20 protein-coding genes and 1 other annotated feature are annotated in these 24,508 nt (G+C 37.6%); of the genes, 1 reads left to right on the plus strand and 19 read right to left on the minus strand.

The window, feature by feature from the left end; genetic code table 11:
• Positions 1 to 386: 386 nt before the first annotated feature.
• Positions 387 to 1,472 carry a M42 family metallopeptidase gene (locus JUJ52_RS18055; protein WP_205388694.1) on the minus strand — a complete coding sequence of 362 codons (1,086 nt, stop codon included), beginning with the start codon at positions 1,470 to 1,472 and terminating at the stop codon, positions 387 to 389.
• Between the two features lie 81 nt (positions 1,473 to 1,553).
• Positions 1,554 to 2,039 (minus strand): dUTP diphosphatase, encoded by a 486-nt coding sequence (locus JUJ52_RS18060; RefSeq protein ID WP_121605462.1) that lies wholly within the window; start codon positions 2,037 to 2,039, stop codon positions 1,554 to 1,556.
• A gap of 113 nt (positions 2,040 to 2,152) precedes the next feature.
• Here JUJ52_RS18060 and JUJ52_RS18065 point away from each other — a divergent pair, with 113 nt between their 5' ends.
• A complete protein-coding gene (locus JUJ52_RS18065; RefSeq protein ID WP_026683078.1) occupies positions 2,153 to 2,539 on the plus strand; it encodes a hypothetical protein in 387 nt (128 codons plus the stop codon).
• 44 nt (positions 2,540 to 2,583) lie between these two features.
• On the opposite strand, the gene JUJ52_RS18070 is transcribed toward JUJ52_RS18065, so the two are convergent.
• The 17 genes from JUJ52_RS18070 to JUJ52_RS18150 form a co-directional block, all read right to left on the minus strand.
• A complete protein-coding gene (locus JUJ52_RS18070) occupies positions 2,584 to 3,168 on the minus strand; it encodes a TVP38/TMEM64 family protein (RefSeq protein ID WP_026683079.1) in 585 nt (194 codons plus the stop codon).
• 88 nt (positions 3,169 to 3,256) lie between these two features.
• Complete coding sequence (locus tag JUJ52_RS18075; RefSeq protein ID WP_200862598.1) at positions 3,257 to 3,547, minus strand: DUF1294 domain-containing protein; 291 nt, start codon at positions 3,545 to 3,547, stop codon at positions 3,257 to 3,259.
• Between the two features lie 95 nt (positions 3,548 to 3,642).
• A complete protein-coding gene (gene rplT, locus JUJ52_RS18080) occupies positions 3,643 to 3,999 on the minus strand; it encodes a 50S ribosomal protein L20 (protein ID WP_026683081.1) in 357 nt (118 codons plus the stop codon).
• Between the two features lie 63 nt (positions 4,000 to 4,062).
• Complete coding sequence (gene rpmI, locus JUJ52_RS18085) at positions 4,063 to 4,260, minus strand: 50S ribosomal protein L35 (protein WP_026683082.1); 198 nt, start codon at positions 4,258 to 4,260, stop codon at positions 4,063 to 4,065.
• Positions 4,261 to 4,321: 61 nt separating this feature from the next.
• The gene (gene infC / locus JUJ52_RS18090) at positions 4,322 to 4,825 is read right to left on the minus strand and encodes a translation initiation factor IF-3 (protein WP_026683083.1); all 504 of its coding nucleotides are present in this window, start codon (positions 4,823 to 4,825) and stop codon (positions 4,322 to 4,324) included.
• Positions 4,826 to 4,893: 68 nt separating this feature from the next.
• Positions 4,894 to 5,016, minus strand: a sequence feature (ribosomal protein L20 leader region).
• A gap of 87 nt (positions 5,017 to 5,103) precedes the next feature.
• Positions 5,104 to 5,394 (minus strand): MGMT family protein, encoded by a 291-nt coding sequence (locus JUJ52_RS18095; protein ID WP_026683084.1) that lies wholly within the window; start codon positions 5,392 to 5,394, stop codon positions 5,104 to 5,106.
• A gap of 163 nt (positions 5,395 to 5,557) precedes the next feature.
• On the minus strand, positions 5,558 to 6,304 hold the full coding sequence (locus JUJ52_RS18100) for a phosphotransferase family protein (RefSeq protein WP_121605463.1): 747 nt from the start codon (positions 6,302 to 6,304) through the stop codon (positions 5,558 to 5,560).
• 420 nt (positions 6,305 to 6,724) lie between these two features.
• Entirely contained in the window at positions 6,725 to 8,665 is a 1,941-nt protein-coding gene (thrS, locus tag JUJ52_RS18105) for a threonine--tRNA ligase (protein WP_121605464.1), read from the minus strand.
• A 342-nt stretch (positions 8,666 to 9,007) separates the two neighbouring features.
• The gene (gene ytxC / locus JUJ52_RS18110; RefSeq protein WP_226983661.1) at positions 9,008 to 9,862 is read right to left on the minus strand and encodes a sporulation protein YtxC; all 855 of its coding nucleotides are present in this window, start codon (positions 9,860 to 9,862) and stop codon (positions 9,008 to 9,010) included.
• Between the two features lie 126 nt (positions 9,863 to 9,988).
• A complete protein-coding gene (locus JUJ52_RS18115) occupies positions 9,989 to 11,020 on the minus strand; it encodes a bifunctional 3-deoxy-7-phosphoheptulonate synthase/chorismate mutase (protein WP_034679931.1) in 1,032 nt (343 codons plus the stop codon).
• A gap of 32 nt (positions 11,021 to 11,052) precedes the next feature.
• Positions 11,053 to 11,748 (minus strand): 4'-phosphopantetheinyl transferase family protein, encoded by a 696-nt coding sequence (locus tag JUJ52_RS18120; protein WP_205388695.1) that lies wholly within the window; start codon positions 11,746 to 11,748, stop codon positions 11,053 to 11,055.
• A 241-nt stretch (positions 11,749 to 11,989) separates the two neighbouring features.
• Positions 11,990 to 12,175: an MbtH family protein gene (locus JUJ52_RS18125; protein WP_026683088.1), complete on the minus strand. Its 186-nt coding sequence runs from the start codon at positions 12,173 to 12,175 to the stop codon at positions 11,990 to 11,992.
• Positions 12,176 to 12,192: 17 nt separating this feature from the next.
• Complete coding sequence (locus JUJ52_RS18130; RefSeq protein ID WP_205388696.1) at positions 12,193 to 19,341, minus strand: amino acid adenylation domain-containing protein; 7,149 nt, start codon at positions 19,339 to 19,341, stop codon at positions 12,193 to 12,195.
• Between the two features lie 33 nt (positions 19,342 to 19,374).
• Positions 19,375 to 20,268 carry an isochorismatase gene (locus JUJ52_RS18135; RefSeq protein WP_026683090.1) on the minus strand — a complete coding sequence of 298 codons (894 nt, stop codon included), beginning with the start codon at positions 20,266 to 20,268 and terminating at the stop codon, positions 19,375 to 19,377.
• Positions 20,269 to 20,294: 26 nt separating this feature from the next.
• On the minus strand, positions 20,295 to 21,908 hold the full coding sequence (locus tag JUJ52_RS18140) for a (2,3-dihydroxybenzoyl)adenylate synthase (protein WP_205388697.1): 1,614 nt from the start codon (positions 21,906 to 21,908) through the stop codon (positions 20,295 to 20,297).
• 28 nt (positions 21,909 to 21,936) lie between these two features.
• Complete coding sequence (dhbC, locus tag JUJ52_RS18145; RefSeq protein WP_205388698.1) at positions 21,937 to 23,118, minus strand: isochorismate synthase DhbC; 1,182 nt, start codon at positions 23,116 to 23,118, stop codon at positions 21,937 to 21,939.
• A gap of 24 nt (positions 23,119 to 23,142) precedes the next feature.
• The gene (locus JUJ52_RS18150; protein ID WP_205388699.1) at positions 23,143 to 23,928 is read right to left on the minus strand and encodes a 2,3-dihydro-2,3-dihydroxybenzoate dehydrogenase; all 786 of its coding nucleotides are present in this window, start codon (positions 23,926 to 23,928) and stop codon (positions 23,143 to 23,145) included.
• Positions 23,929 to 24,508: the final 580 nt, after the last annotated feature.

The raw sequence follows: 24,508 nt of genomic DNA on the forward strand, positions 1-24,508 counted from the left end.
AAGAATACGGATTAAACTGGAAAAATATGTTTATATTTTCATTGCACCATACTTCTTTTTTATTAGCTTGACGGCTATGGGGCACGGCCTCAGCTAACTTGGTAAAGAAAAATACGTTACCCGTTACCAAGTGGATCTTCGGGCTCGTGCTGTTCACGCCGGAGTCTCGCTTATTTCAGGTGCTAAATGAATGATTCCAATCAAAAAACGAACGATAATTAATTTTAACTAATTATCGTTCGTTTTTTATTGTTATTTCATTCTTTTGTCTCAGCTTCTTTTTCATAGTTTAGGAAATTATAAAATTTGAGCCTGTGGAATGATCTGGGCGTGTTGTGCTGCTTCCAGCTCTAGTACCCAGAAATCAAGCACATTCGCTTTTGTTCTTAATCAAAAATTAATTCATTAACCTTGTCTCTATCTAGCTTCTTAATTGTCTCTACAATTAATTTTACAGTGTTTTCAAAGTCATCACGATGCAAAATTCCAGCATGCGTATGAATATAACGAGTAGCTACTGTAATGGATAAAGAAGGTACACCATTGGCGGTTAAGTGGATAGAACCTGAATCTGTTCCTCCTCCTGCCATAGATGTAAATTGGTAAGGGATATTGTTTTCTTCAGCCGTTTCCACAACAAAGTCTCGCACACCCTTATGGGATACCATAGACGCATCATATAATACAATTTGTGGTCCCTTTCCTAATTTACTATCAGCATCATGATCAGAGACGCCAGGAGTGTCTCCAGCAATTCCTACATCAACTCCAAAGCCGATATCTGGTTCAATGGCATGAGCAGCTGTTTTTGCACCACGAAGCCCAACTTCCTCTTGAGTAGTACCAACTCCATAAACAATATTCGGGTGTTCTGAATCCTTCAGTTGCTTTAGCACTTCAATTGCAATCGCACAGCCGATACGGTTGTCCCATGCTTTAGCCAACAACAACTTCTCATTTTTTAAAGGTGTAAATTCGAAATATGGTACGATCGAATCTCCAGGCTTCACACCAAAATCTTCTGCTTCTTTTTTACTAGATGCACCAATATCTATAAACATGTCCTTAATTTCTACTGGCTTTTTACGAGCATCAGCTGAAAGAATATGTGGAGGCTTGGAACCTATAACTCCCGTAACATCACCTTTACTCCCCATAATTGTAACACGCTGTGCAAGCATAACTTGACTCCACCAGCCACCAGCTGTTTGGAAATAAATAAAACCATTATCGTCAATTCGAGTTACCATAAACCCTACTTCATCTAAATGACCGGCAACCATGATCTTAGGTCCATTCTCCTCACCTGTTTTCTGAGCAATTAGGCTTCCTAGGTTATCATAGAAAACTTCATCCGCATATGGAGAAATGTAATTTTTCATAATCTTTCTTGGTTCTTTTTCATTTCCTGGGATACCCTTTGCATCCGTAAGTTCCTTTAGCATCGTTAATGTTTCATCTTGTTTTGCCATATGTACATCACCTCATAACTTGATATATATTTATTATACCTTCATTGGCAGAAAGTACAAAATATTTGATCGTCATTAGTCCTAGTAGCCTTCATGCTGCCGGGTATAATTTACCTTATTTTTTTCTAAATATGCATACTTAACATCTTTTTCAGAAAAACCTAGTGCACTACCTAACTGTAAGTACGTTCTCCATAGTTGATCATATGTATATTCATTTTGATCTCGGTAGAATGCATCACAGACTGTAAACATACGTAAGAATAATTCTGTCTCCGTTTCATCTACACTGGGGAGAGCCTCTCCTTGATAGTAGTACCCTTTCGTTATACCTAAAGACAAGATAAAATGAATACCATCTACATATTCTTCCAAAATTACTGATTTTTCACTTCTAGGTTTATTACTCCAAAACTTAAAACATCTAGTTTCATTTGCTAACTCTCCTAGTTCAACTAGTAGTGCTAAAACCTTATCTTTAAATACCTCTTCTTTCTTAATGTTATTGTTTTTTTCGATATAACTATCTAATTCTGTTTGCATATTGTATAATTCTTTCCAATTCAATTTGTCCCCTCTTTTCTCTTTTTTACGATTGTATCATGAATCCATAAAAATAGTGAAACCTACGAACAGTATAGTACGTATAATAGGGTAATAATAATCAGGGAGACGGTTGTATGATCGTAATTTTATTTCGCATTCTTATCTTTATTGCACTTGCACTACTCATATATACGTGGGTACAATACTATAGAAATCCTCAACGACGACTTCTTATTGCAAAAGCTGAGCATAAGTTTTATTTTTTGGATGAACCAAATAACAGTAAAAAGAATGTTCAATTCGTATATAAAGGCTGCTTGTTTGAAGGAGAGAAGTACGTAGGAACAACAGAAGATGCATTTGAGGTTGTTAATATTCACGTAACAGTTAAAGACTCTTTAGAGTTACGAGGATTGACAAGAGATGATTTATATTTCTTAGAAAAAGAGATATTAATTCGTTACCCATATGCAGATATTGAGTGGAAACATCCAATCAATAAGTTATTTATAATGGATTAAACGGCACACATCATTTATTCATCGTGTGTGCCGCTAATCATGAATCATATACTTTCTTTTGTATGGACAGGGAAGAATTCTTGCCATTTAATTATAATTTCCTTTCTACGCAGTAAATAAAGAAATGGTAGCAATACAACTAGAAACACGAAGATATAAAGAGGAGTTAAATTCGAAATCCATTGGCCAATGGAAGTATATACGAATGCCAATGGAATGTTAGATAATAAGGATGATTTCGTGTAATCTTTAAATCCAGCTGATACCTCTAATAGACATAATGATAGTAAATGAAAGTGTATAAATGGAATTAGTCGTAGTAGTGCGATTTGTGAAGTTGTAAATGCGGATCGTTGGCCAACTATTTTTGATTTTAACTTCATAAATTTCTTTATTGATTTTGGCATTTTATTTACAATGAAATAAAATAAAATACTGGATAAGGTGATCCCAATTAAGGAATATAATGTACCTGCTACCGCTCCAAAAAGAATTCCGCCTGAGATGCAAATAAAAACTACTGGAAGAAAAAATAAGGGCCTTAATAAATGAAAACTAATAAACAATAAAGGAGCAAATAACCCCCCTGTCTCCATAACAGCCATTAAATAATTTCCGAAGCCCTCCATAACCCGCCTCCTCCTCATGCTGTGCTATTATAAACGCTAGGACGCGCATTAGTACATGTATATGACAAGAGACGAGCCTTTATGACATCTAGAGGAAGGAATAGCTAATTATTATTACTACTTGGGCTAGGAATAGAGCTGGTATGCCAATAACAAAAGATCGATGTTTTGTTTTGTGACGGAACGACTGCATCCCCAGCCAAGCGCCTATCGATCCACCTATAAGCGCAAGCAGCCAAAATGTACGTTCCGGAATCCGATATTTTTGCTGTTTTGCCTTTTGCTTATCCAATCCCATAAACAAAAAAGTAATTGCATTAACACCTATTAAATATGGTATAAAACTTGCCAATTCCCTCAACCAACTTTCAATTTTCATTTTAAAAAAAAGACCAAAATTCTGCGATTATTGCAGTATTTGGTCTTTTCCTAATACTTATTACTAATCCATACCTTAGATGGATTCTTTTCGATTTATTTTAAAGCTTCTTTCGCCTTTGTTACAAGTTGAGAGAATGCTTTTTCATCATGTACAGCTAGGTCAGAAAGCATTTTACGATTAATATCGATTCCAGCAACTTTCAAACCATGCATTAGCTTGCTGTAAGACATATCATTTAGACGAGCTGCTGCATTAATACGAGAAATCCAAAGCTTACGGAATTCACGTTTTTTCTGTTTACGGTCACGATAAGCATATTGACCAGACTTCATTACTTGTTGTTTTGCTGTTTTAAATAACGTTCTCTTCGAACCATAATAACCTTTAGCTAGTTTAAGGACGCGTTTACGACGTTTACGCGTTACTGTTCCACCTTTTACACGTGGCATAATAATTCCCTCCTAATACAAATCAAAATAAAGTTTAAAAATCAATAGTTGACATAGTAATGCTTATTTATATGGAAGCATTGTTTTAATTCGTTTGAAATCACCAGCAGATACTGTAGCACTTTTACGTAGTTTACGTTTTTGTTTTTGAGACTTATGTGCGAACATATGGCTTGTGTAAGCATGTGCACGTTTTAGTTTTCCAGTACCTGTTTTCTTAAAGCGTTTTTGAGAACCTTTATGGGTTTTCATTTTTGGCATGTTGATTTCCTCCTTATAACATCAGCTTTGTTGATTTGACAGTTTCTTCTTAACTGTATATTTACTTTTCGTTCACTGGTGCAAGCATCATAAACATATTACGACCTTCCATCTTTGGCTTCGTCTCAATAGTCGCAATATCTTTTACTTCTTCAGCAAATCGATCTAAAACTTCCCTGCCGAGCTCTTTGTGTGTAATTGCACGTCCACGAAAACGAACAGCAGCCTTTACTTTATCGCCTTTTTCTAAAAATTTACGAGCATTTTTTAGCTTCGTTTCAAAATCATGGTCACCAATTCCAGGCGTAAAGCGAACTTCTTTGACATTAATTACTTTCTGCTTTTTACGTGCTTCTTTTTCTTTTTTCTGTTGCTCAAAGCGGTATTTCCCATAGTCCATAATACGACATACTGGCGGTTTTGCATTTGGAGCAACAAGCACTAGATCAAGATTTCTCGTTTGCGCTATCTCTAATGCCTCATGACGAGATTTCACGCCAAGCTGATCTCCATTTGAATCAATTAACCGTACTTCTCTTGCACGAATTTTTTCATTGACATTCATATCTTTGCTAATTATCATCCACCTCCAAAAAAGTTTAACGCTGTGATCATTATCGACAAGTCAATTTCATCATGAAAAAAGTGCGGGCATATATGCACCCACACGTCTCCAATCGTTTATATAAGAGTCGGAACCAGTCAACTACCAACAGGCGTCAATCAGGTGAGAAGCGGGTGCTTCTACTTGTCTCAGATCATTCAATTATTTTCAACTTAATTATAGTAACACAAATAAAAGAAACTGTCAAAAAAGATCAATAAGAAATTTATATCATCGTATTAGAAATTCCAATTACAGCTAGTTAATACTACTCGTCCTTTTTTATCAAAGGCAACTCCCTCTTGTTCAAGCAATGTCCTTTGATTGAGAAAATTAGGGGCTAATTCTCCAGATTTCTTTACAACTCTATGACATGGTAGTCCTTGAGGTGCCTTATTCATGGCCCATCCTACTACCCTTGCATTATGAGGTTGCTCTAAAATTCGAGCGATTTGCGAGTAAGTAGCTACTTGTCCTTTTGGAATTTTTTCTACTAACTGATAAACTTTTGTAAAGAAGCCGTTATCCATTTTCTTTTAACCTTCTCCTTTGTGTACTAACTCTATTAATTTTATCATAACATTCATTTGCTACAGTTGCCCAGCAACGCGCAAAAATAAGTGAATTTCATATTAGCGACCACTCCATTCAATTTCATTACACACTTCATTCCCTATTCTTGGTGTAATCGATTCATGGACAATACTGGTTCACGATTGCAATAAGTCGCTCATTATTTTCAGAAGAAACTTTCTCTGATAGTCTTGCACCAGCAATGATAGGAGCCCATTGAAAAATTTCGTCGATGGATAATCCACTCTTTTCACAATAACAAGATACATACGTATCTGCTAATTCCATTGAGAGTTGTGAATAAAGAAGATACGTACGATATACATCGGCACGGATATCCCCCGAACTAGCGTCAACCCAATCTAAAATAGTTACGTTACTAGCTGTGCTAACCAGATTAAATAAATGGTAATCTCCATGACAAAGCTTAGGTTCATAGGAGATTGATTTCATTTTTTGGATTAGCCTTAACTTTTGATTGTCCGTTAAATAATCAGTTGATTCAATTTGTCGCTGTAACTTTACAGACATTGTTTCCATTGAATCTGCAATGACAGCATGTATGTTTTGTTGAATATCAACCGAAATGGAAATGTAATCAACCAACAGACTATTATCCTTTTCCAGTAATTCCCCTAGCGTACTACCCTTTATATATTCCATTATTATCGCTTGTCTTCCATCAATGATTGTTACATCCAATACGGTTGGAACATGAAGCCCACATGATAAAGCAATACGTTGTTTCGTTGCTTCGTACTCAGATGTTTCTTTCGGTATGTTCTTATGAAATAGCTTGACAATTTTATTGTCCAATAAATAAACTTCAGCTGTATTGCCAACAGCAATTTGGTTAATTAATTTCACTCATGTCCTCTCCCCTATTCACTTATTCGGAGATTTATCGTCTCTATTTCTACACATATAAGCAGGTTGCTACAGATCAATTCTTCTCTTTATATAGTAGTTCTATTTCTTTTTGTTTTTTCCTCTTACTATTACATCCCACTATATCTCCAATTTCATATAAAACAGCCTATTCCTCTTTCAAAATCAATAGGAATAGGCTATTTGACTTAATAAATGGAGATAGGAAAAATACGAAGTTAAAACAAAAGCCCAATTAATGTTGAAAATGCCTTAGCTAACACGGAATCTATTGGAGCACGGTGCTTATGCAGCCATGTTCTCCCAGAAGTCTATACTATCGGACTATAATAACTATTGTCGAACCAACAAATAGAAGAGGACGTTTTCGTTATGTCTCAGGCCTGTATGTTTGTTCGTTTAGCGGTTCATTACTTTATTAGCTATCTCATGCTTTATTAAATTAGTAAATGTCTCAAAACTAAGCGTTTCCGATTCTTTTTGACCATAACGACGGACATTAACCGCATCTTCGTTCACTTCATTATCTCCTAAAACGAGAGCAAATGGTATTTTCTGTGTTTGTGCTTCACGAATCTTATAGCCAATTTTCTCATCTCGTTCATCGACAGTAACACGTACACCGTCAAGTCTTAATTTATCGGCTACTTGATTCGCATACGCTAGATGAGCCCGTGGTGAAACAGGAATCACTTTAACCTGTACTGGTGCAAGCCATGTTGGAAATGCCCCTTTATATTCTTCAATTAAAAATGCTACAAACCGTTCCATTGTCGATACAACACCTCGGTGAATAACAACAGGGCGGTGTTCTTTACCATCTTCCCCAATATACGTTAAGTCAAATCGTTCTGGAAGATGAAAATCCAACTGTACAGTTGACAGTGTTTCGTCTTTACCTAAAGCAGTTTTTACTTGCACGTCTAGCTTCGGACCATAAAAAGCAGCTTCTCCTTCTGCCTCAACATAATCAACTTCCATTTCTTCCATTGTCTCTTTTAGCATCGCCTGCGCTTTATTCCACATTGCATCATTATCTACATATTTTTCTTTGTCTTCCGGATCACGATAGGAAAGACGGAAATAATAATCCTTTATGCCGAAGTCCTCATACACTTTTTGGACAAGCTCTACAACACGAATAAACTCATCCTTCAACTGATCAGGTCGGGCAAAAATGTGGGCATCATTTAGTGTCATTGCTCGCACGCGTTGAAGTCCTGCTAAAGCTCCTGACATCTCATAGCGATGCATAGTCCCTAATTCCGCAATTCGTACAGGCAGATTCCGATAACTGTATAATTGGTTTTTATAAACCATCATATGATGCGGGCAATTCATTGGACGGAGCACTAATTCTTCATTATCCATTTTCATTTCTGGGAACATGTCATCTTGATAATGATCCCAGTGTCCACTCGTTTTGTATAAGTCTACACTTCCTAATACAGGTGTATATACATGGTCATAGCCGAGACGCTCTTCTAAGTCAACAATATAGCGTTCAATTACACGACGAATCGTTGCGCCTTTAGGAAGCCATAATGGTAGACCCTGTCCAACTTTCTGAGAAACTGTAAAGATATCCAATTCCTTACCTAGCTTCCTGTGGTCACGTTCTTTTCGCTCCTCTAAAATACGAAGATATTCATCGACTTGACTTTGTTTGGCAAAAGCAGTTCCATAAATTCGCTGTAGCTGTTGATTATTGCTATCACCACGCCAATAAGCTCCAGAGATACTAAGTAGCTTAAATGCCTTAATTTTATTTGTAGATGGAACATGAATTCCTCTGCACAAATCAAAAAATTCGCCTTGTTTGTAAATCGTTACTTGCTCATGCTCAGGTATTGCATCGATGAGTTCTTGCTTTAAGTGGTCATCCTTGAACATTTTCTTCGCTTCATCACGAGAAATTTCGATACGTTCAATCTCTAGAGCTTCATCGACAATCCGCTTCATTTCTTTCTCTATTTTAGGGAGGTCATCTGGTGTAATGGAATGCTCCATATCTATATCGTAATAAAATCCTTCTTCGATAACCGGTCCGACACCAAAATTGACATCAGTATACAGACGTTTTATTGCTTGCGCCATTAAATGTGCTGTCGAATGACGCATGATTTCAATCCCCTCATCATCCTTATTCGTAATAATTTCTATCTTTCCTCCATGGTCCAATTCACGTCTTAGGTCATATGGAATCCCGTCTAGTTTTACTGCCAATGCCTGCTTTTTCAATCCTGATGAAATAGAAGCAGCTATATCCTCACCTGTAGTTCCTGCTGGAAAGGATTTTTCTGCTCCATCAGGAAAAATAAATGCTAGTTCTTCAGTCATTGCTATCACTCCTTTTTCAAATTAAAAACGCTCGTCCCCTTTGCATCTAAGCAAAGGGACGAGCGTTGGTCACGTCGTGGTTCCACCCTATTTCCCGTATCAAAAATAAATATTACGGCTTCATACATCCATAACGCAGATGATACGCTGCTACTTACTTTTTTTCATTCAATAGCAGGGTTCAAAGGTGGTAAATCATTGTTAGTAAGTTGGAAGCTTTCAGCCACTGGCTTCCTTCTCTTTCCATACCATATCAATGAATTATGTCCTTATCATTACCTGTAGCTTAACATATAATTATATAATTTGTATTATAGCTTCAGTATAAATGAAAAGCAAGTCTTAATGTTGTTCGTTCTTAACATAGTAAGGAAATGGAAAATGATGAAATGGTTTAAACATTACTTTCTCTTGAAATACATTAATAACGGTAAGTGTCTTCGGTTCAGACGGATGATCTCCGTAGATGTATATATTTCTGGGAGCCATTGCCACAAGCGGAGACAAATTTAATTCACCCTCATCCAACCCAACAATATATAAAGGTTCTTTTTGCATGAGCATTCGAAGTTCCATTTTCGAGAAAGGTTTTCCATTTTGTTTAAAAAAAGAGAAGGATTTCCCTTGTAAAACATGAACAGTATCAACGATAGACTCTCGCTTTGCAATGTACTCTCGTAACATATTCACAAATTCTTGGTGATCCTCTTCCCGTTTAAACTCATCAATAGCCAACCCGACATAGTGTATGACATAATCGCGAAATACTTTCAATCGGAACTTTACAATAGAATCGTAATGTATGGTTGCTGTATCCTTTATATTTGCAATAAACAATGACTCCAATACTTGATATGGATCCTCCTTTTTCCTTACGAGTAAGCTATCTTTATCTTCACCCGACATAATCCAATTGGTTAATTCAAGAATTTCCTCCATCTCATCTTTACTCGTAAAATAATAAAACTCTTCAATTACGGTTGATATCATGTTGCTCAATCGATAAGAAATAAATACATCTGTTAAAGATTTTGCAATTGCCTCTGTTAGCATATGGTTTGGAATTTGATCCTCAAACTGCAGATGATTCCCCCAATCTTCATGAGTTTTCCAGTGCAGATTAATATTTTTATTGTATTGCCGCACCTTTTCACAAAATCGAATGACTTCCTTATCTGACTCAATAAATAGTTCCACCAATAAACATCACCCTCATCCAACCAAACTGTTACATTATATGGACAAAGAGTGAAAATAATGAGTAATCCAGAAAAACTACTATCTGCACCTTGAATACAAGATTTATAGAGTATGCTACTGCCATTACTTCAAACTAGTTGATACAAAAAAACGATTTAAAAAGTGATGAAGCTGGTCCATAAACTGAGCAAATTCTAATAAGTCCATTTGTTGCTTCGCATCCGATAATGCTACCGCTGGGTTCGGATGAACCTCTGCCATAATACCATCCGCACCAGCTGCAAATGCTGCTTTGGCTTGTGGAAGCAAAATATCTTTTCTACCAGCTGCATGTGAAATATCAGCGAATACCGGTAAATGTGTCTCTTGCTTTAAAATGGGAATTGCTGATATATCAAAGGTATTTCTTGTCGCTGTTTCATATGTGCGAATACCTCGTTCACATAATATGACATTTTTATTTCCTTCGTTTAGAATATATTCTGCGGCCATTTTAAACTCATGTATCGTCGCAGACAATCCCCGCTTAAGCAATACGGGTTTATCAAGCTTTCCTACCGTTTTTAACAAATCAAAGTTATGCATATTTCGTGACCCAATTTGTATAACATCCACGTAATCATAAGCTTCAGCAATACTTTCCGGGCTCATAATTTCTGTAACGACTGACATATTGTACGTTCTAGCCACTTCAGCTAGTATTTGCAGCCCTTCGATTCCCAAGCCTTGAAAATCATATGGTGACGTTCTCGGTTTAAATGCCCCACCACGTAAAAGAGAAACACCTCTTTTAGACATTTCTTCAGCGACTCGATAGACTTGCTCATGGCTCTCTACGGAGCAGGGACCAATAATAAATTGTGGTTGTTGCTTACCGATTAACTCATTACCTACATGAATTACCGAATTTTCTTCTTGAAATGCACGTGAATGTAAGTATACCTTGGTCATTTTCTCTGTATTTTTAAATTCTTCATCTGAAAGTGCTTGAAGAACCTGTTTTATCGTTTCCGTAGTATAAGGACCTTTATTTTTAGAATTTATATCAACATCTGAAATCTTCGAATTACGTAGTGATTCAGCTACAAGTTGCCCTTTTGCACATAATAAATCTAGTAATACTTCATCGATATTTTCAGCTTTACGCATGGACATCTTCTCCTTTGAAATGTGTTTAACTGAATAGGTTACAGATCATTTAATAAGTCATTGAAATGACAAAAACGTAATCCTCCAAACGCTTTTTCATCTACCTTGGTTGTACAGATGGCTAATGAATAACCGTTAATGTCTCTATATTGTTGACATGTATAACCTTCTATTATTGCTTTGGAGGAGGTATGGATAAATTGAATTCGACTGCCTAGTAAATTGTTGACAGCAAAAGAGTGAAGTGGTGTCAATACTCCCTTTCCCGTTTCCTTTACAAAGCTCTCTTTAGCAGTCCATATCTCATAAAATGCTTGTACCGGTCGTACATGTTTAAGCATTTCAGTATATTCCTTTTGAGAAAACAGATTCTTAACTACGCTACTTTCAACAGATTGTATTTTTTCTATATCTACACCTACAGGGTAATGGTGTGTTGCTAACGCCACCCAATCACCAGAATGGGAAATATTATACTGAAAGGAAGGAAATGCTGGTAAAAATGGTTTACCGTATTGTGTAATCTCTATTTTTTGTACTGGCAGCTTATACCCAGTACACCGGTTAAAGGGATGACGCAGTAATAGCTCTCCGATCAGCTTACGATACATATCCTCGATCAAACGATACCTGCTTATTTTATTTTGAACTCTAACAGATATATAAGGAAATAACCATTGAATTTCTTGATGACTTCTTTTATTAGGGAGTTTACATACATATAGATTGGTCACTACCGTTCCCTCCTACATTTCTATCAAAAGAAACTAGTCTTAATTGTTCACTGTAGCCAATGAAGAAGGTAATAAAGTGAGAGTGAAACTCCTTCCGTGGGCGTTTTGTTTATCCCCACGGATGGTTAGTACCACAAGGGTATGACCTAAAGGCCTCTGAACCAATCGGACATTTACTGGCAGTTGAACCACCTCTTACCAATATTGCTCTTCATTGCTTGAAGTGGGAGCTTACTGCCAGTTATATGCGGGATAAATCCTTCCAATTTGTTTCAATATAGTTCATGCAATTGTCTCTATTATCTTCGCCAAATATTACATTCCAACCACCCGGTATATCGAGAAAGGAAGGCCAAAGTGAATACTGGCCATCCTTATTCTTTAGTACAACATAGGTACCATTAGGATTTTCCATTGGATTAGTCATTTTCGTGTTTCTCCTTTCTATTCATTGGCTTGTAATTGTAAGAGATTCTGTAATAAAATATCACCAATTTCTGCTAATGGTTCCGGCTGGCACATATCTTTATGGCGACAATGAATATCATACACTTCCATATCTCCATTAATATATGGCCTCCACGTTTCTGGTGAAATTTCATCAAACCACTCTGGGATAATCGTAGAACGGAAAAACAGAACGTCTCCCGAATATGCTTTTGGTTTGTATTCACTTAAAATACGCACCGAATTTCCATATGTTTCTTTTAAGTTTAATATCGTTTGATCACCGAGACTCGCAAGTGCACTACCGTTATTTCGTAATATTTTAAGTGCATTCTCAAAATTCAAGGCTTCATCACCAAGAGTTTCGGGATCAAATCCTCCTAACGCTAGTAGAGCCACAAGCGACTCTTCATCATCCGGTGTATTCTTTATAGGAAGGAAGTGACTTGGATACGCATCTAGCATGGCAACTAACGATACAGTATCTCCTTGCTCCTGTAATTGCGTAGCCATCGCATGTATCACATTCCCTCCCAGAGACCAACCGAGAAGCTGGTATGGTCCATTTGGTTGAACTTGTTTTATCGCTTGAATATATTCACTAGCCATATCATCAATAGAAGGAGGAAGTTGACCAGAATCAGCAATCCCCCTGGCTTGTATACCATATATCGGAAAATCTTTTCCTAAACTATTTAATAATCCTGCATAACACCAACTTAATCCCCCTGCAGGATGCACACAGAAGAGCGGAGCCTGAATACCGCTTTCTCTTAATGGCAATAGTACATCCAAAGCATGATGATCTCCTTCTTCTGAAAGTTGATCTGCAAGCCCCGCTACAGAGGGAGCCGCAAACAATGTACCAATATTCAAGTCTACACCAAGCACCTGCTTTATTCGTGTCATTAATTGAACAGCTAATAAGGAGTGACCTCCCAGATCGAAGAAACCATCATCAATACCAACTTGCGGTAAATCAAGAATTTCTGCAAATAAGTCACATAGAATTTCTTCTTGTGGCGTTCTTGGGATTCGATAAGCGTTGCTCGTACCATATTCAGGGACAGGTAATGATTTTTTATCTAGTTTTCCATTTGGAGTTAACGGGAAAGTTTCTATCATTACATAAGCAGACGGGACCATATACTCAGGAAGTTGTTTCGCAGCAAACACCTTCCAATTTTCTTCCTCTGCCTTCATGTCACCCTTACAAGTAATATAAGCGACAAGTCGTTCGTCACCTGGCTGATCTTCCCGTACCATTACGACGACATCATCAATACCCGGATGCTTAGTCAAGACTGCTTCGATTTCCCCTAATTCGATGCGAAAACCTCTTAATTTTACTTGCTGATCGGCACGACCGATATAATCTAAGGAACCATCATGCTTCCAGCAGGCGAGATCGCCAGTTCGATACATGCGACTGCCGCTAGTTCCATACGGATTAGCTATAAATCGATCTGCGGTTAAATCCGGTCTACCTAAATAACCTAAAGCCATACCAGCACCAGATACATATAGTTCTCCTGCTACACCAGGGGGAACAGGGTTTAAATAATCATCCAACACATATACTCCTAAATCTGGAATCCCCTGACCAATGACACTATTCGCATTTAACGCAATACTTGCTTTATCTAACTCCTTATAAGAAACATGAACAGTTGTTTCCGTAATGCCATACATATTAATTAACTGTGGATAATTTTCCTCATGTCTCTCATACCATTCTTCTAATCGATGAAGATCTAATGCTTCGCCGCCAAAAATGACATACCGCAAGTTTAGTTCTTGACTTACATCTTCCATCTGTCTATCTACCTGAATAAGCTGATAGAATGCAGAAGGCGTTTGATTAAGAACTGTAACCTTTTCATCTACCAAAAGTTTCAAGAACGCTTCCGGTGAGCGACTGATCTCATGCGGGACGATGACTAGCTTTCCACCATACAACAGGGCACCCCACATTTCCCAAACGGAAAAATCAAATGCATACGAATGGAATAAAGTCCAAACATCTTCCGCATGAAAATGGAACCAATGCTCCGTCGCTCCGAATAATCGAACAACATTCTGGTGTGGAATAACTACACCTTTTGGATTTCCCGTCGATCCCGATGTATAAATAATATAAGCTGGATGATAAGGAGACAGCGAACCATTACGATCACTATTTGTCGGATTTGACGTTTTCTGTTTGTTCAACTGATGTGTTGTACGCTTTTCATCTAAGACAATAATAAACGTTGGATCATCATGAATAAATTTCTCTTTATGTTGATGATTCGTAATGAGACATACAGGCTGCGCATTGTTATACATATAAGTGATTCGAGCTTTAGGATAGTTCGGATCTAGCGGGACGTATCCTGCACCAGCCTTTAAAATCCCAAGTAAACCAATGATCATATCAATGGATCTTGACATTGCTAGAGCGACAAATTGATTCGGCCCTACACCCTTTTCTATTAATAGATGAGCAAGCCTGTTTGCCTGTTGATTGATATCTTCATATGTTAATGATGTATTGTTACATACGATAGCTTCTGCATGCGGATAATTCGCCACCTGTTTTTCAAATAAATCTGGAAGTATATTTTCTGCTACTTCCATTTTCTTCCTGCTCCAATCAGACAAGATCATCTCTTTTTCACAGCTTCCCAAAATAGTTAGTTTACCAATAGGTTGATCAACATCGATTATTGCTGATTCTAGCAATTGCAAAAATCGTTGGAACATATGATCAATGGTTTGATGATTAAATAAATCTGTACTATACTCAACCATTCCTTTTACACCATCTGGATTTCCTTCCTGATTTCTATATTCTTGAAATTCAACAGTTAGGTCAAATTTTGCTGCCCCAACACTCTTCACCGTTATATCACTCTCTACTTCAGGTAAATCTAAACTGGGGTTCGGTGTATTTTGTAAAGCAAACATTATTTGAAATAATGGATGCTTTGAGCGAGATCGCACTGGATTTAATTCTTCAACTAATCGTTCAAACGGTACATCCTGATGTTCATAAGCATTTAAATTTGTATGACGGATTCTCTGTAGTAACTCACGAAAACTAGGATTTCCAGAAGTATCCGTCCGTAATACGATCGTATTAATAAATAAACCAACAATTTCTTCTACTGCATCATCATTTCTACCAGCAACTGGAGTACCTAAAGGAATATCTTGTCCCGCTCCAAGCCGGGTTAATAATGCCGTAAATCCACCTTGCAATACCATAAAAAGACTCACACCGTTATGTTTACTAATTTTCAATAGATGGTGGTGAAGTTCAGGATTAATGGTAAAATAATAACTATCGCCTTGATAAGTTGACTCTACTGGACGTGAATAATCTGTTGGTAGATCTAACTGATCTGGCAGATTTGCAAGTTCCTGCTTCCAATAGTTTAATTGATTTGCCATCAAGCTTGTCCGATTATTTTCTGATCCCAATAAAGCTTCTTGCCATAATACAAAATCTATATAATCCAACGGCAACGCAGGCCAATTAGGTACTTCACCCTTGCTTCGCTGTTGATATGCGCTCTCTAGGTCCTGTACAAGCGGACGAAGCGACCAACCATCACCAACAATATGATGAATTAAGAGAACAAGTACAAATCGATTCTTCTCGATTTGTAACAGCGTTACACGAAACGAAGGTTCTTCCGATAGATTAAAACAATAGGTTATTTCAGAATGAATGGCTTCATTCACCTCCGTTTTATCTATTTGTCTCCGGTGAATGACAGGGTTAGCTTCCTTTATGCTTAAAATTAATTGAAGCGGATTTCCTTCGGTCTCTGGAAAAATGGTCCGTAATGACTGATGTCGATCTACTACATCATAGATGGATTGTTCTAGGGCATTAATGTTTAAATTGCCTGTTAATTCAACAACAACTGGAATATTATAAGTTGCACTGGCTCCTTCCAATTGATGAAGAAACCATAGCCTTTGCTGTGCAAATGATAAAGGGATGTTGGCTGGTTTTTCCATTTTCTTTATCGGTGGACGAGCTAGCTTACCATCATTAATCTCATCCACAAAACTCACAACGGTTGGTGCTGCAAATAGTTTACTAATACCAATATCCACGTTAAAAATCTGACGGATATGATTAATTAACTGCCCAGCAAGTAAAGAATGACCTCCTAGATCAAAGAAATTATCATCAATTCCAACACGATTTACACCTAACACTTTTGCAAATAAATCACATACGATTTCTTCTTGCGGCGACCGAGGCTCCCTATCTGATACCACTTGATCCATATCTGGAGCGGGGAGTGCTTTGCGATCAAGTTTTCCATTAGGGGTTAGTGGGAGACTTGGAATGATAAGATAAGCAGATGGTTCCATGTAATCTGGCAACTTATCTTGTACATGGTCACGAATTTTATTCTTATCCAACAATTCATCTGCAACAAGATAGGCTACTAGCCGATGATTATTTAATTGGTCCGCAAATACAACTACAGCAGCTTGTTCCACATCTGGATGTGTCATCAGTACATTCTCAATTTCACCTGGTTCAATTCGAAATCCTCGCAGCTTCACTTGATGGTCAGACCTACTAATATAATCGATTGTTCCATCGTTTCGCCACTTCGCAATATCCCCTGTATAATACATTCTCTCTCCAGAATGGCTGAAAGGATTAGCTATAAATCTTGCTGCAGTTAATCCAGGGCGATTTAAATAGCCATTGGCTAAGCCCTTTCCAGCGATATAGAGATCGCCAGGAACATTGGGAGGTAAGGGGTTTAAAGCTGCATCCAAAATATAAACCTTGGTATTTTCAATGGGTCTGCCAATGAAGGGTTTAGCTTCATTGCCTGTAATTGGCATAGCAGTAGACCAAATCGTCGTTTCCGTTGGTCCATATAAATTCGTTATGTTACAGTCTAACGCAAGTAAGTCCTCCATCAGTTTTGCAGCTAATGCTTCGCCACCAACCACCGCTTGTAACCCTTGGATTGCATTGGGGCGATACGTTACAAGCGTTTGCCAGAGAGTAGGTGTAGCCTGCATGATGGTAATATTTTTTTCTTCAATTGCTTGTGCTAATTTAGCAGCATCTTGAATTGTTTCTTTATCCACAATGACACTTGTCGCACCGTTTAAAATAGGCAGAAATAATTCTAGAGCAGAAATATCAAATGCAATTGTTGTTACTGCTAAGAGTCGGTCGGTAACTTGGATATTGAATTTCAATTGCATTGACTCGAGAAAATTAATTAAGCCTTCATTTGTTACAACGACTCCTTTCGGCCTGCCTGTAGAACCAGAAGTATAGATCATATAAACCGGTTCTCTCCCAGAAACAATAGGAGAGGGAAAGGTTTGGTTATTCGAGAAAGTTAATTCTTCCTGTATGTTGTTATCATCTAGGTTTACTACAATTACTTCCTCTTTCTCCAATGAAATTTGATCTTTGACTGACGTAATAACACAAGCAGGTCGTGCGTCTTCAAGCATATACGTAATTCGATCTTCCGGATAGATCGGATCAATTGGTAAATAGGCAGCACCGTTTTTTAATACTGCAAGAATAGCTATGAGCATTTCGTCTGATCGAGGTAGCATAATGGCTACAAAGTGCCCCCGCTTTACACCTCGCTTACGAAGCAAATGGGCGATTTGATTTGCACGGCCATTTAATTCAGCGTAAGAAAGTTTCTTCTCTCCAAACTCTACAGCAATACGTTCTGAATTCGTTTTTACTTGCTCTTCAAAACGAGTTAACAGTGGCTTATCAGCCATTTCACGACAGGCTGGATTCCAGTCTTCTAGCACCTGTTGTCTTTCTTCTTTTAGTAAAAGATGAAACCTACCAATTGCTTGTTTCATTGAGGAATTGGCTATATCTTCGACAAGTTTTTTTATTCTTCGTAGATGTAAATGCACCTCCTCTTCATGATAGGCGTTGGGATTAGCATCTAAATCAAATCGTAAACCAGAATCATTTTTCTGATCATATATATTCAACGATAGGTCCTCAACTGGCCCTGTTGATAGTTTGTATGTTGTTCCTTTCGCTTCTCCAAATCGCAGTGTATAATCGAAAGGCATTATATTTATCTGGGGTCCAATCAAACGTTGGTTACTACCTAATAATTTGAGATCACGTTGCAAATCCTCATGTCTATAATGCTGATGCTTACGTATCACACGTATTTCTTGCTGAATTTGCTGAATCAGATCATGTAAGGATAAATCCGCCTGCAATGATAACCGTAATGGCAGTATATTCATCACAGTTGCTGGAACATGTAAAGATGATGTTCCAAAACGGTTCATCATCGGTAAACTCAAAATAACATTTTCTTCACCAGTCATCCGATGTACATAAATAGCTAATGCTGCAATTATTATTTCATGCCAGCTACCTTTATGTTCCTTCGATTTATTATGAAGAGATGTAAGGATTGCATTATCTACGTAAGTTGTATCACTTATGTAATACGCCGGTAGCTTCGTTGAACGATCTGCTAAACTAACCACTTCTGGATGATCACTAAAATGATTCATCCAGAAGTCACGATCAACCTGAAATTTCTCCGATTCTCTATATTTTCGGTTTTCAGATATAACCTTTATAAATGAGCCAAATGCACTACCCTCATCCCCTTTTTTTCCTTGGAGAAATGATGTATACAACGACGCAACTCGTTGACTAATTAAAGAAAAACCGAATGCATCTGCAGCAATATGATGGATTTTTTGATACCAAAAATATCGGTTATCATCTAGTTGAAAGATAACCTGTTTAAATAATAAATCCTGAGCAAAGTCGATGGGCTGTGACAAATCATCTTTCATCCATTTTTTTGCAAAATGACTAGGACAGGATTGGTCACGAGCATCAATATAATCAATAGAAAAGCCTCTCTCTAATTGAATGAATTGCGATAGTCCTTCGAGATCTTCTTCAATATTGACATGTAAACTCTCTGCTTCCACAATGGTCTGCCTAATCGCTTGTTTAAAATAATTCATTTCCAAATTCCCTATAATATCCACATATTCTCCAGTATTGTAAATCGGGTTATTCGGATCTAGTTTTTGAGCAAACCAAATCCCTGTCTGTGCACCTGTTAAAGGAAATCGTTTGTGTTCCATTGTAGTCATAAACGTTGTTACCTCCTATCCATAGACACTACATTACGTATTTTGTGGTATCCCAGTAATCATTTCCCACCAATCATGAAGTGTAGGTCTTTCTACTAACTTCATAAAGTTAACTTCGATTCCTTGCTGTCTCCATTCTTCAACTAAACTCATCATCCGAATCGAATCAAGTCCTATATCTAGTAGATTATCCCTATTGGCAATATCGTCAGGATGAATATCGAGCAAATTCGCTATTTGTATTTTCATATCTGAAAACGAAAACGCGTCATCCTGATTTAAATCTTGATGTGAGATAAGATCACGTAAAACAGCTTCTGTAGTTAGACAGTATCCACATCGAGTCGCAGCATATTGTAGGGCCATTTGATGATCTGCCTCTGAAAAATCAGCTACTGCATCAGCTACAAAAAAGGATTGAATATCTTCCATAAATGCATCCGTAGCAGTAACTAAACAACCAATATGTGCATAGACACCTGTAATGATAATTTGATCCTTATCGCTTTCTTGTAAAATACGTAATAAATCTGACTTTTTAAAAGCACTATAGCGCCATTTAGTTAGCACCGTATCCGATTCAACTGGAGTAAGCTCTTTAATAATCTGTGTTTCCTGTATACTTTCGCTTAATCCAGATCCCCAAAAATCTTGTAATAGTGCCCGATCAGCTGGAGCTTGATTGCCTGGCTGAGCTGTGTAGAATACTGGGATATTTAATTGTGTACAGCGTTGTTTAAGATCCTTAATATTGTTCACTAGTTCAGGCAAAGGAGATTGCTTAGAATCATAAGCATTAATAAAATATTGCTGCATATCATGTATAAGCAGAACCGCTCGTTTAGGATCAACCTTCCAGTCCACCTTATTATTTGGTAAATCCGAAGATTGCGGCATCGGATATGTCGTTATAGATGGAAGTCCCATCTTATCCACTTCCTTTCAAGTAATAATTATATTTTTAATTTTTGATCAATTTTTTGTCGTAGTGTTTTTTTATTGACCTTACCGAATGGAGTTTTGGGAAACGTTTCAACGATTTCTACACGATCAGGTATTTTATATGCTGCCAAACCCCTTTCCCTTAAAAATTGTTTGAACTCACCTGGGTGATCTGAAGCAGAATGGAGAATAATAAATGCACAAGATCGTTCACCAAGGAATTTATCCGGCATCGCAACAACGGCGACGTCAAATACATTTGAATGTGCCAGCAAATGATTCTCTACTTCCTCTGCTGCGATATTTTCTCCTCCTCTATTAATTTGATCCTTATCACGGCCTTCTACGGTAATATAACCATGTTCATTTACACTAACTAAATCACCGGTTCGGTAAAAGCCATCACTGGTAAATGCTTTTCGATTATGTGCTGGCGCATTATAATAGCCACATATGGTATATGGACCACGGGTTAATAGTTCCCCTACTTCACCTGTGGCAACAAGGTTATCGTCTTCATCTACAATCTTTATTTCATCATATGGAGACATTGGTTTTCCCTGTGTGTGTATAATAATCTCATCCGGATCATCCAAACGAGTATAATTTACAAGACCTTCAGCCATTCCAAATACCTGTTGTAATTTACAGCCAAAAGAAGGTTGTATTCGCTGCGCTACTTCAGCACTAAATTTTGCTCCACCAACTTGAATAACCTGTAAGCTTGATAAATCATCCCTTCGATTTTTAATCGCTTCTAGCCATATCAATGCTATCGGTGGGACAAGCGCTGTAATCGTTACTTGCTCTTTCTGAATCAGCGGAAATGCTTCATCTGGACTTGATCCAGAAGCAAGAACTATCTTTCCTCCTGCATACAAAATTCCTAACACACCTGGAGAACTCATCGGGAAATTATGTGCGATTGGTAGCACAGCCAAATACACACTATTTTTAGTTATTCGACAAATTTGATTACTCACGCGCAATGAATACATATAGTCATCATGTGTACGCGGTATTAATTTGGACAGCCCTGTACTACCTCCTGACAACTGCAAAAACGCTATTTCACTTGCTTTAATTTCAGGTTCCTTAAAATCTGCTTGTAAATACAAATCAAAAAGCGACGTGTATTTATTTGCCTCACCATGAACGATGATATGTTCAAGTGAATTTACGCTTTTTTGTACCTCACTGGCTAACAATGTATAGTTAAATCCTCCATACGTGTCAGGAATAATATATGCTTTTGCTTCCGCAAATTCACAAAAATAGTGAATTTCGCTATATCGATGGGCTGGAAGCGCATATACAGGAATTGCGCCTAACCGAAACAACGCAAAAACGACATCAAAAAAGGCAATTTGATTAGGCAGTTGAACGACAACACGATCACCTTTTTGTATCCCTAATTTTTGGAAACCTACTGCTAGCTGATTCACTTTTTTATTAAACTCACTGTAAGACACTTCAACTTCTCCATCAGTCATGGCTATTCGATTCTCGTATTTTTTGGCATTTTCCGCCAATAGGTCTCCAAATGTTTTTCCTTCCCAGCATCCTTCCTCTCGATAATATGCAGCATATTCTTCTGGCCAAGTTGGACATCCATCTAGAACCATATTTAATCCCTCCTTCATTTTTCAGGACTTAAATGCCTAGTCCCTGCAGCATCGTGCCAAACTTAGCTGCCGTTTCTGCTAATTCATCTTCTGGCTTTGAACCAGTGACTATTCCAGCTCCAGCAAATAACTGAAGGTTTCGACCACAAATTTCAGCACAGCGAATGGTGACTATCCATTCTCCATCTCCTGCCTCATCACACCATCCTACCATTCCAGTAAAAAATCCACGATCAAATGGTTCAATTTCTTGAATCGTATTGCGAGCAGCTTCTGTGGGGAAACCGCAAATAGCTGGTGTTGGGTGTAGAGCCATTGCTAACTCAATGGAAGTCACGTGCGGATCTTTTAGAATACCGTTAATTTCCGTAGAAAGATGCCACATTGCTTCTGTCTTTATTATTGAAGGTGTTGTAGGTACATGTAATTCCAGACAATATTCCTGAAGCGATTTTTTTACTGCATCTACGACTACTGCATGTTCATGTAAATCTTTGGCGGATTCCAATAATTCTTTGGCTTGTTGCTCATCCTCCAACGGATCTTTACAGCTAGGTCGTGATCCCGCTAACGGATTCGCTACTATTTTTTGTCCTGTCTTAGATACAAGCAATTCTGGGCTTGCACCAATTAATGTTCGAGGCTCAGTATCTTTCTGCTCATTCAATGATACATCAACTGCAAATGTGTATCCCGTTTTATTTGAGTAAGCTAGATTTTTTAATAATTGATGTGTATCTATCCTTTCAGCAGAGGTAATATGTAATGATCTGGATAAAACAATTTTTTGTATGTGATCTGTGTCAATAGCCTTTAGCCCCTTACGTACACCTTCCATATATACCTCAGGATCAGGAACTGCCTTTATTTCAAAGGTAGAGCTTGAAGCTTTCCTCCACTCTACTTGCTTTTTCACTTCTAATGGAGCAGCAGTAGATATCTCTTTCGGAATCACCAGTTTCGGTGACTCGGAAAAATCAAACGGGATCGCTCCCATCACAATTGGTCTGGCATGACCAGTCAATTTTGCTTGATTCAACGACTGTTTCATTTGCTCTATTATTCCGTGGCTATTTAACATATGAACGTTTGCAAAAACTCCTTTACCCAAGATCATTTGCTTTGGCGATGCTAATAAAAAATCGCCCTTTTGATAATTTTGAAGTAAAGTTATCTGTTTACTTTGATTAGAAGCAGTAGTATTTATCAATTTATATCCTCCTTTGGATGAATTTTACAACCCTAATGTTGCTCCACCATCTACACATATATCTTCCATAGTAATATGACCAGCCATATCAGATATAAGAAATAAAATAGTGTTTGTTACATCAACGGGCTCTCCAATTTTTCTTAGCGGAATACCAAGTCGATATTCTTCTGCAGTACCATTTATCGATACTTGTTCTCCTGTGTCATTCTTCCACAGTTGTTTAAGCATCTCGGTGTTCGTTGATCCCGGCGAAACAATGTTGCAGCGGATATTACAATTGGCTAGTTCTAATCCTAAACATTTGACAAACATTGTAGTAGCTGCTTTTGAAGCTGCATATGCTGCCATCGACATTCTAGGCATTCGAGCAGCATTTGAACTAACTACGACAATTGCACCAGCTTGACGAGGGATCATTCGTCTTGTAATGGCTTGGACAATATGGAACACACCGCTAGTGTTGACTTCAAAGGTGGTATCCCAATTTGATTTAGGAAGCGAAACGACAGAATCTAAAAAAAGTACCCCAGCGGCATGAATGAGAATTTCAATTGGTCCTACTTCACGTTCAATCATGTCTATTGTTTCTGCGACCTTTTCATAATTACGAATATCCAGTGTAAAAGCTGTTATGTGATGGCCGTTTTGCTTTAGCTCACTTACAAATGCAAATAGTTTTTCTGTATTGTTATCCAGTGCAACTACATGAGCACCATTATCAGAAAGCCCTTCAACAATGGACTGACCCATGCCACCACAGGCACCTGTTACAACAGCAACCTTTCCAGTTATTCCTGTAAATTGCATGACTTCATTCCTTCCAATCTATTCTTGTACTAAATAGTTATCTAAATCATTCAATTGATAATGATTATCATTATCAATATTTAAGTTAAATGATAACTGTTCTCAATGATGAAATCAAGTAATAATTTGAACTTTTTACCAATTGGAAGTTTAGTACTGCTTCAAAAGAATTAGCGAATCCAAGTATCCTAACTAGCAGATAAGTCTTTTTCATTATGTACGCTAAAAATTATACAGTAATATGAAAAACCGGAATATTATGATATATTAAATTTTCTTCCCTTATTTATACTTTTCTTTTCTGTAAAAGAACAAAAAGTGCAAACGCCCGAATAGAAACGTAGCGAATGGAGCGAGTCAACGGAAATAAAGGAAACAAAGTGAGCTTACGAGCCGATGATGACTTCTCCTAGGGCAATTCGTGAAGTTGCCTAGGTTTCGGACGCGGCTCAACATGCGCCTATTTATCCACAGGCTCAAATTTTATAGTTTCCTTCATTTCCAAGACTATTAAAAAACCTGAGCAAAATTCGCTCAGTCCTTATCACTAAATGCTCAGATTTACGCTTCCTCTAGTAGC

It is taken from the genome of Virgibacillus sp. AGTR (assembly GCF_016919725.2).
Taxonomy (GTDB): domain Bacteria; phylum Bacillota; class Bacilli; order Bacillales; family Amphibacillaceae; genus Virgibacillus; species Virgibacillus salarius.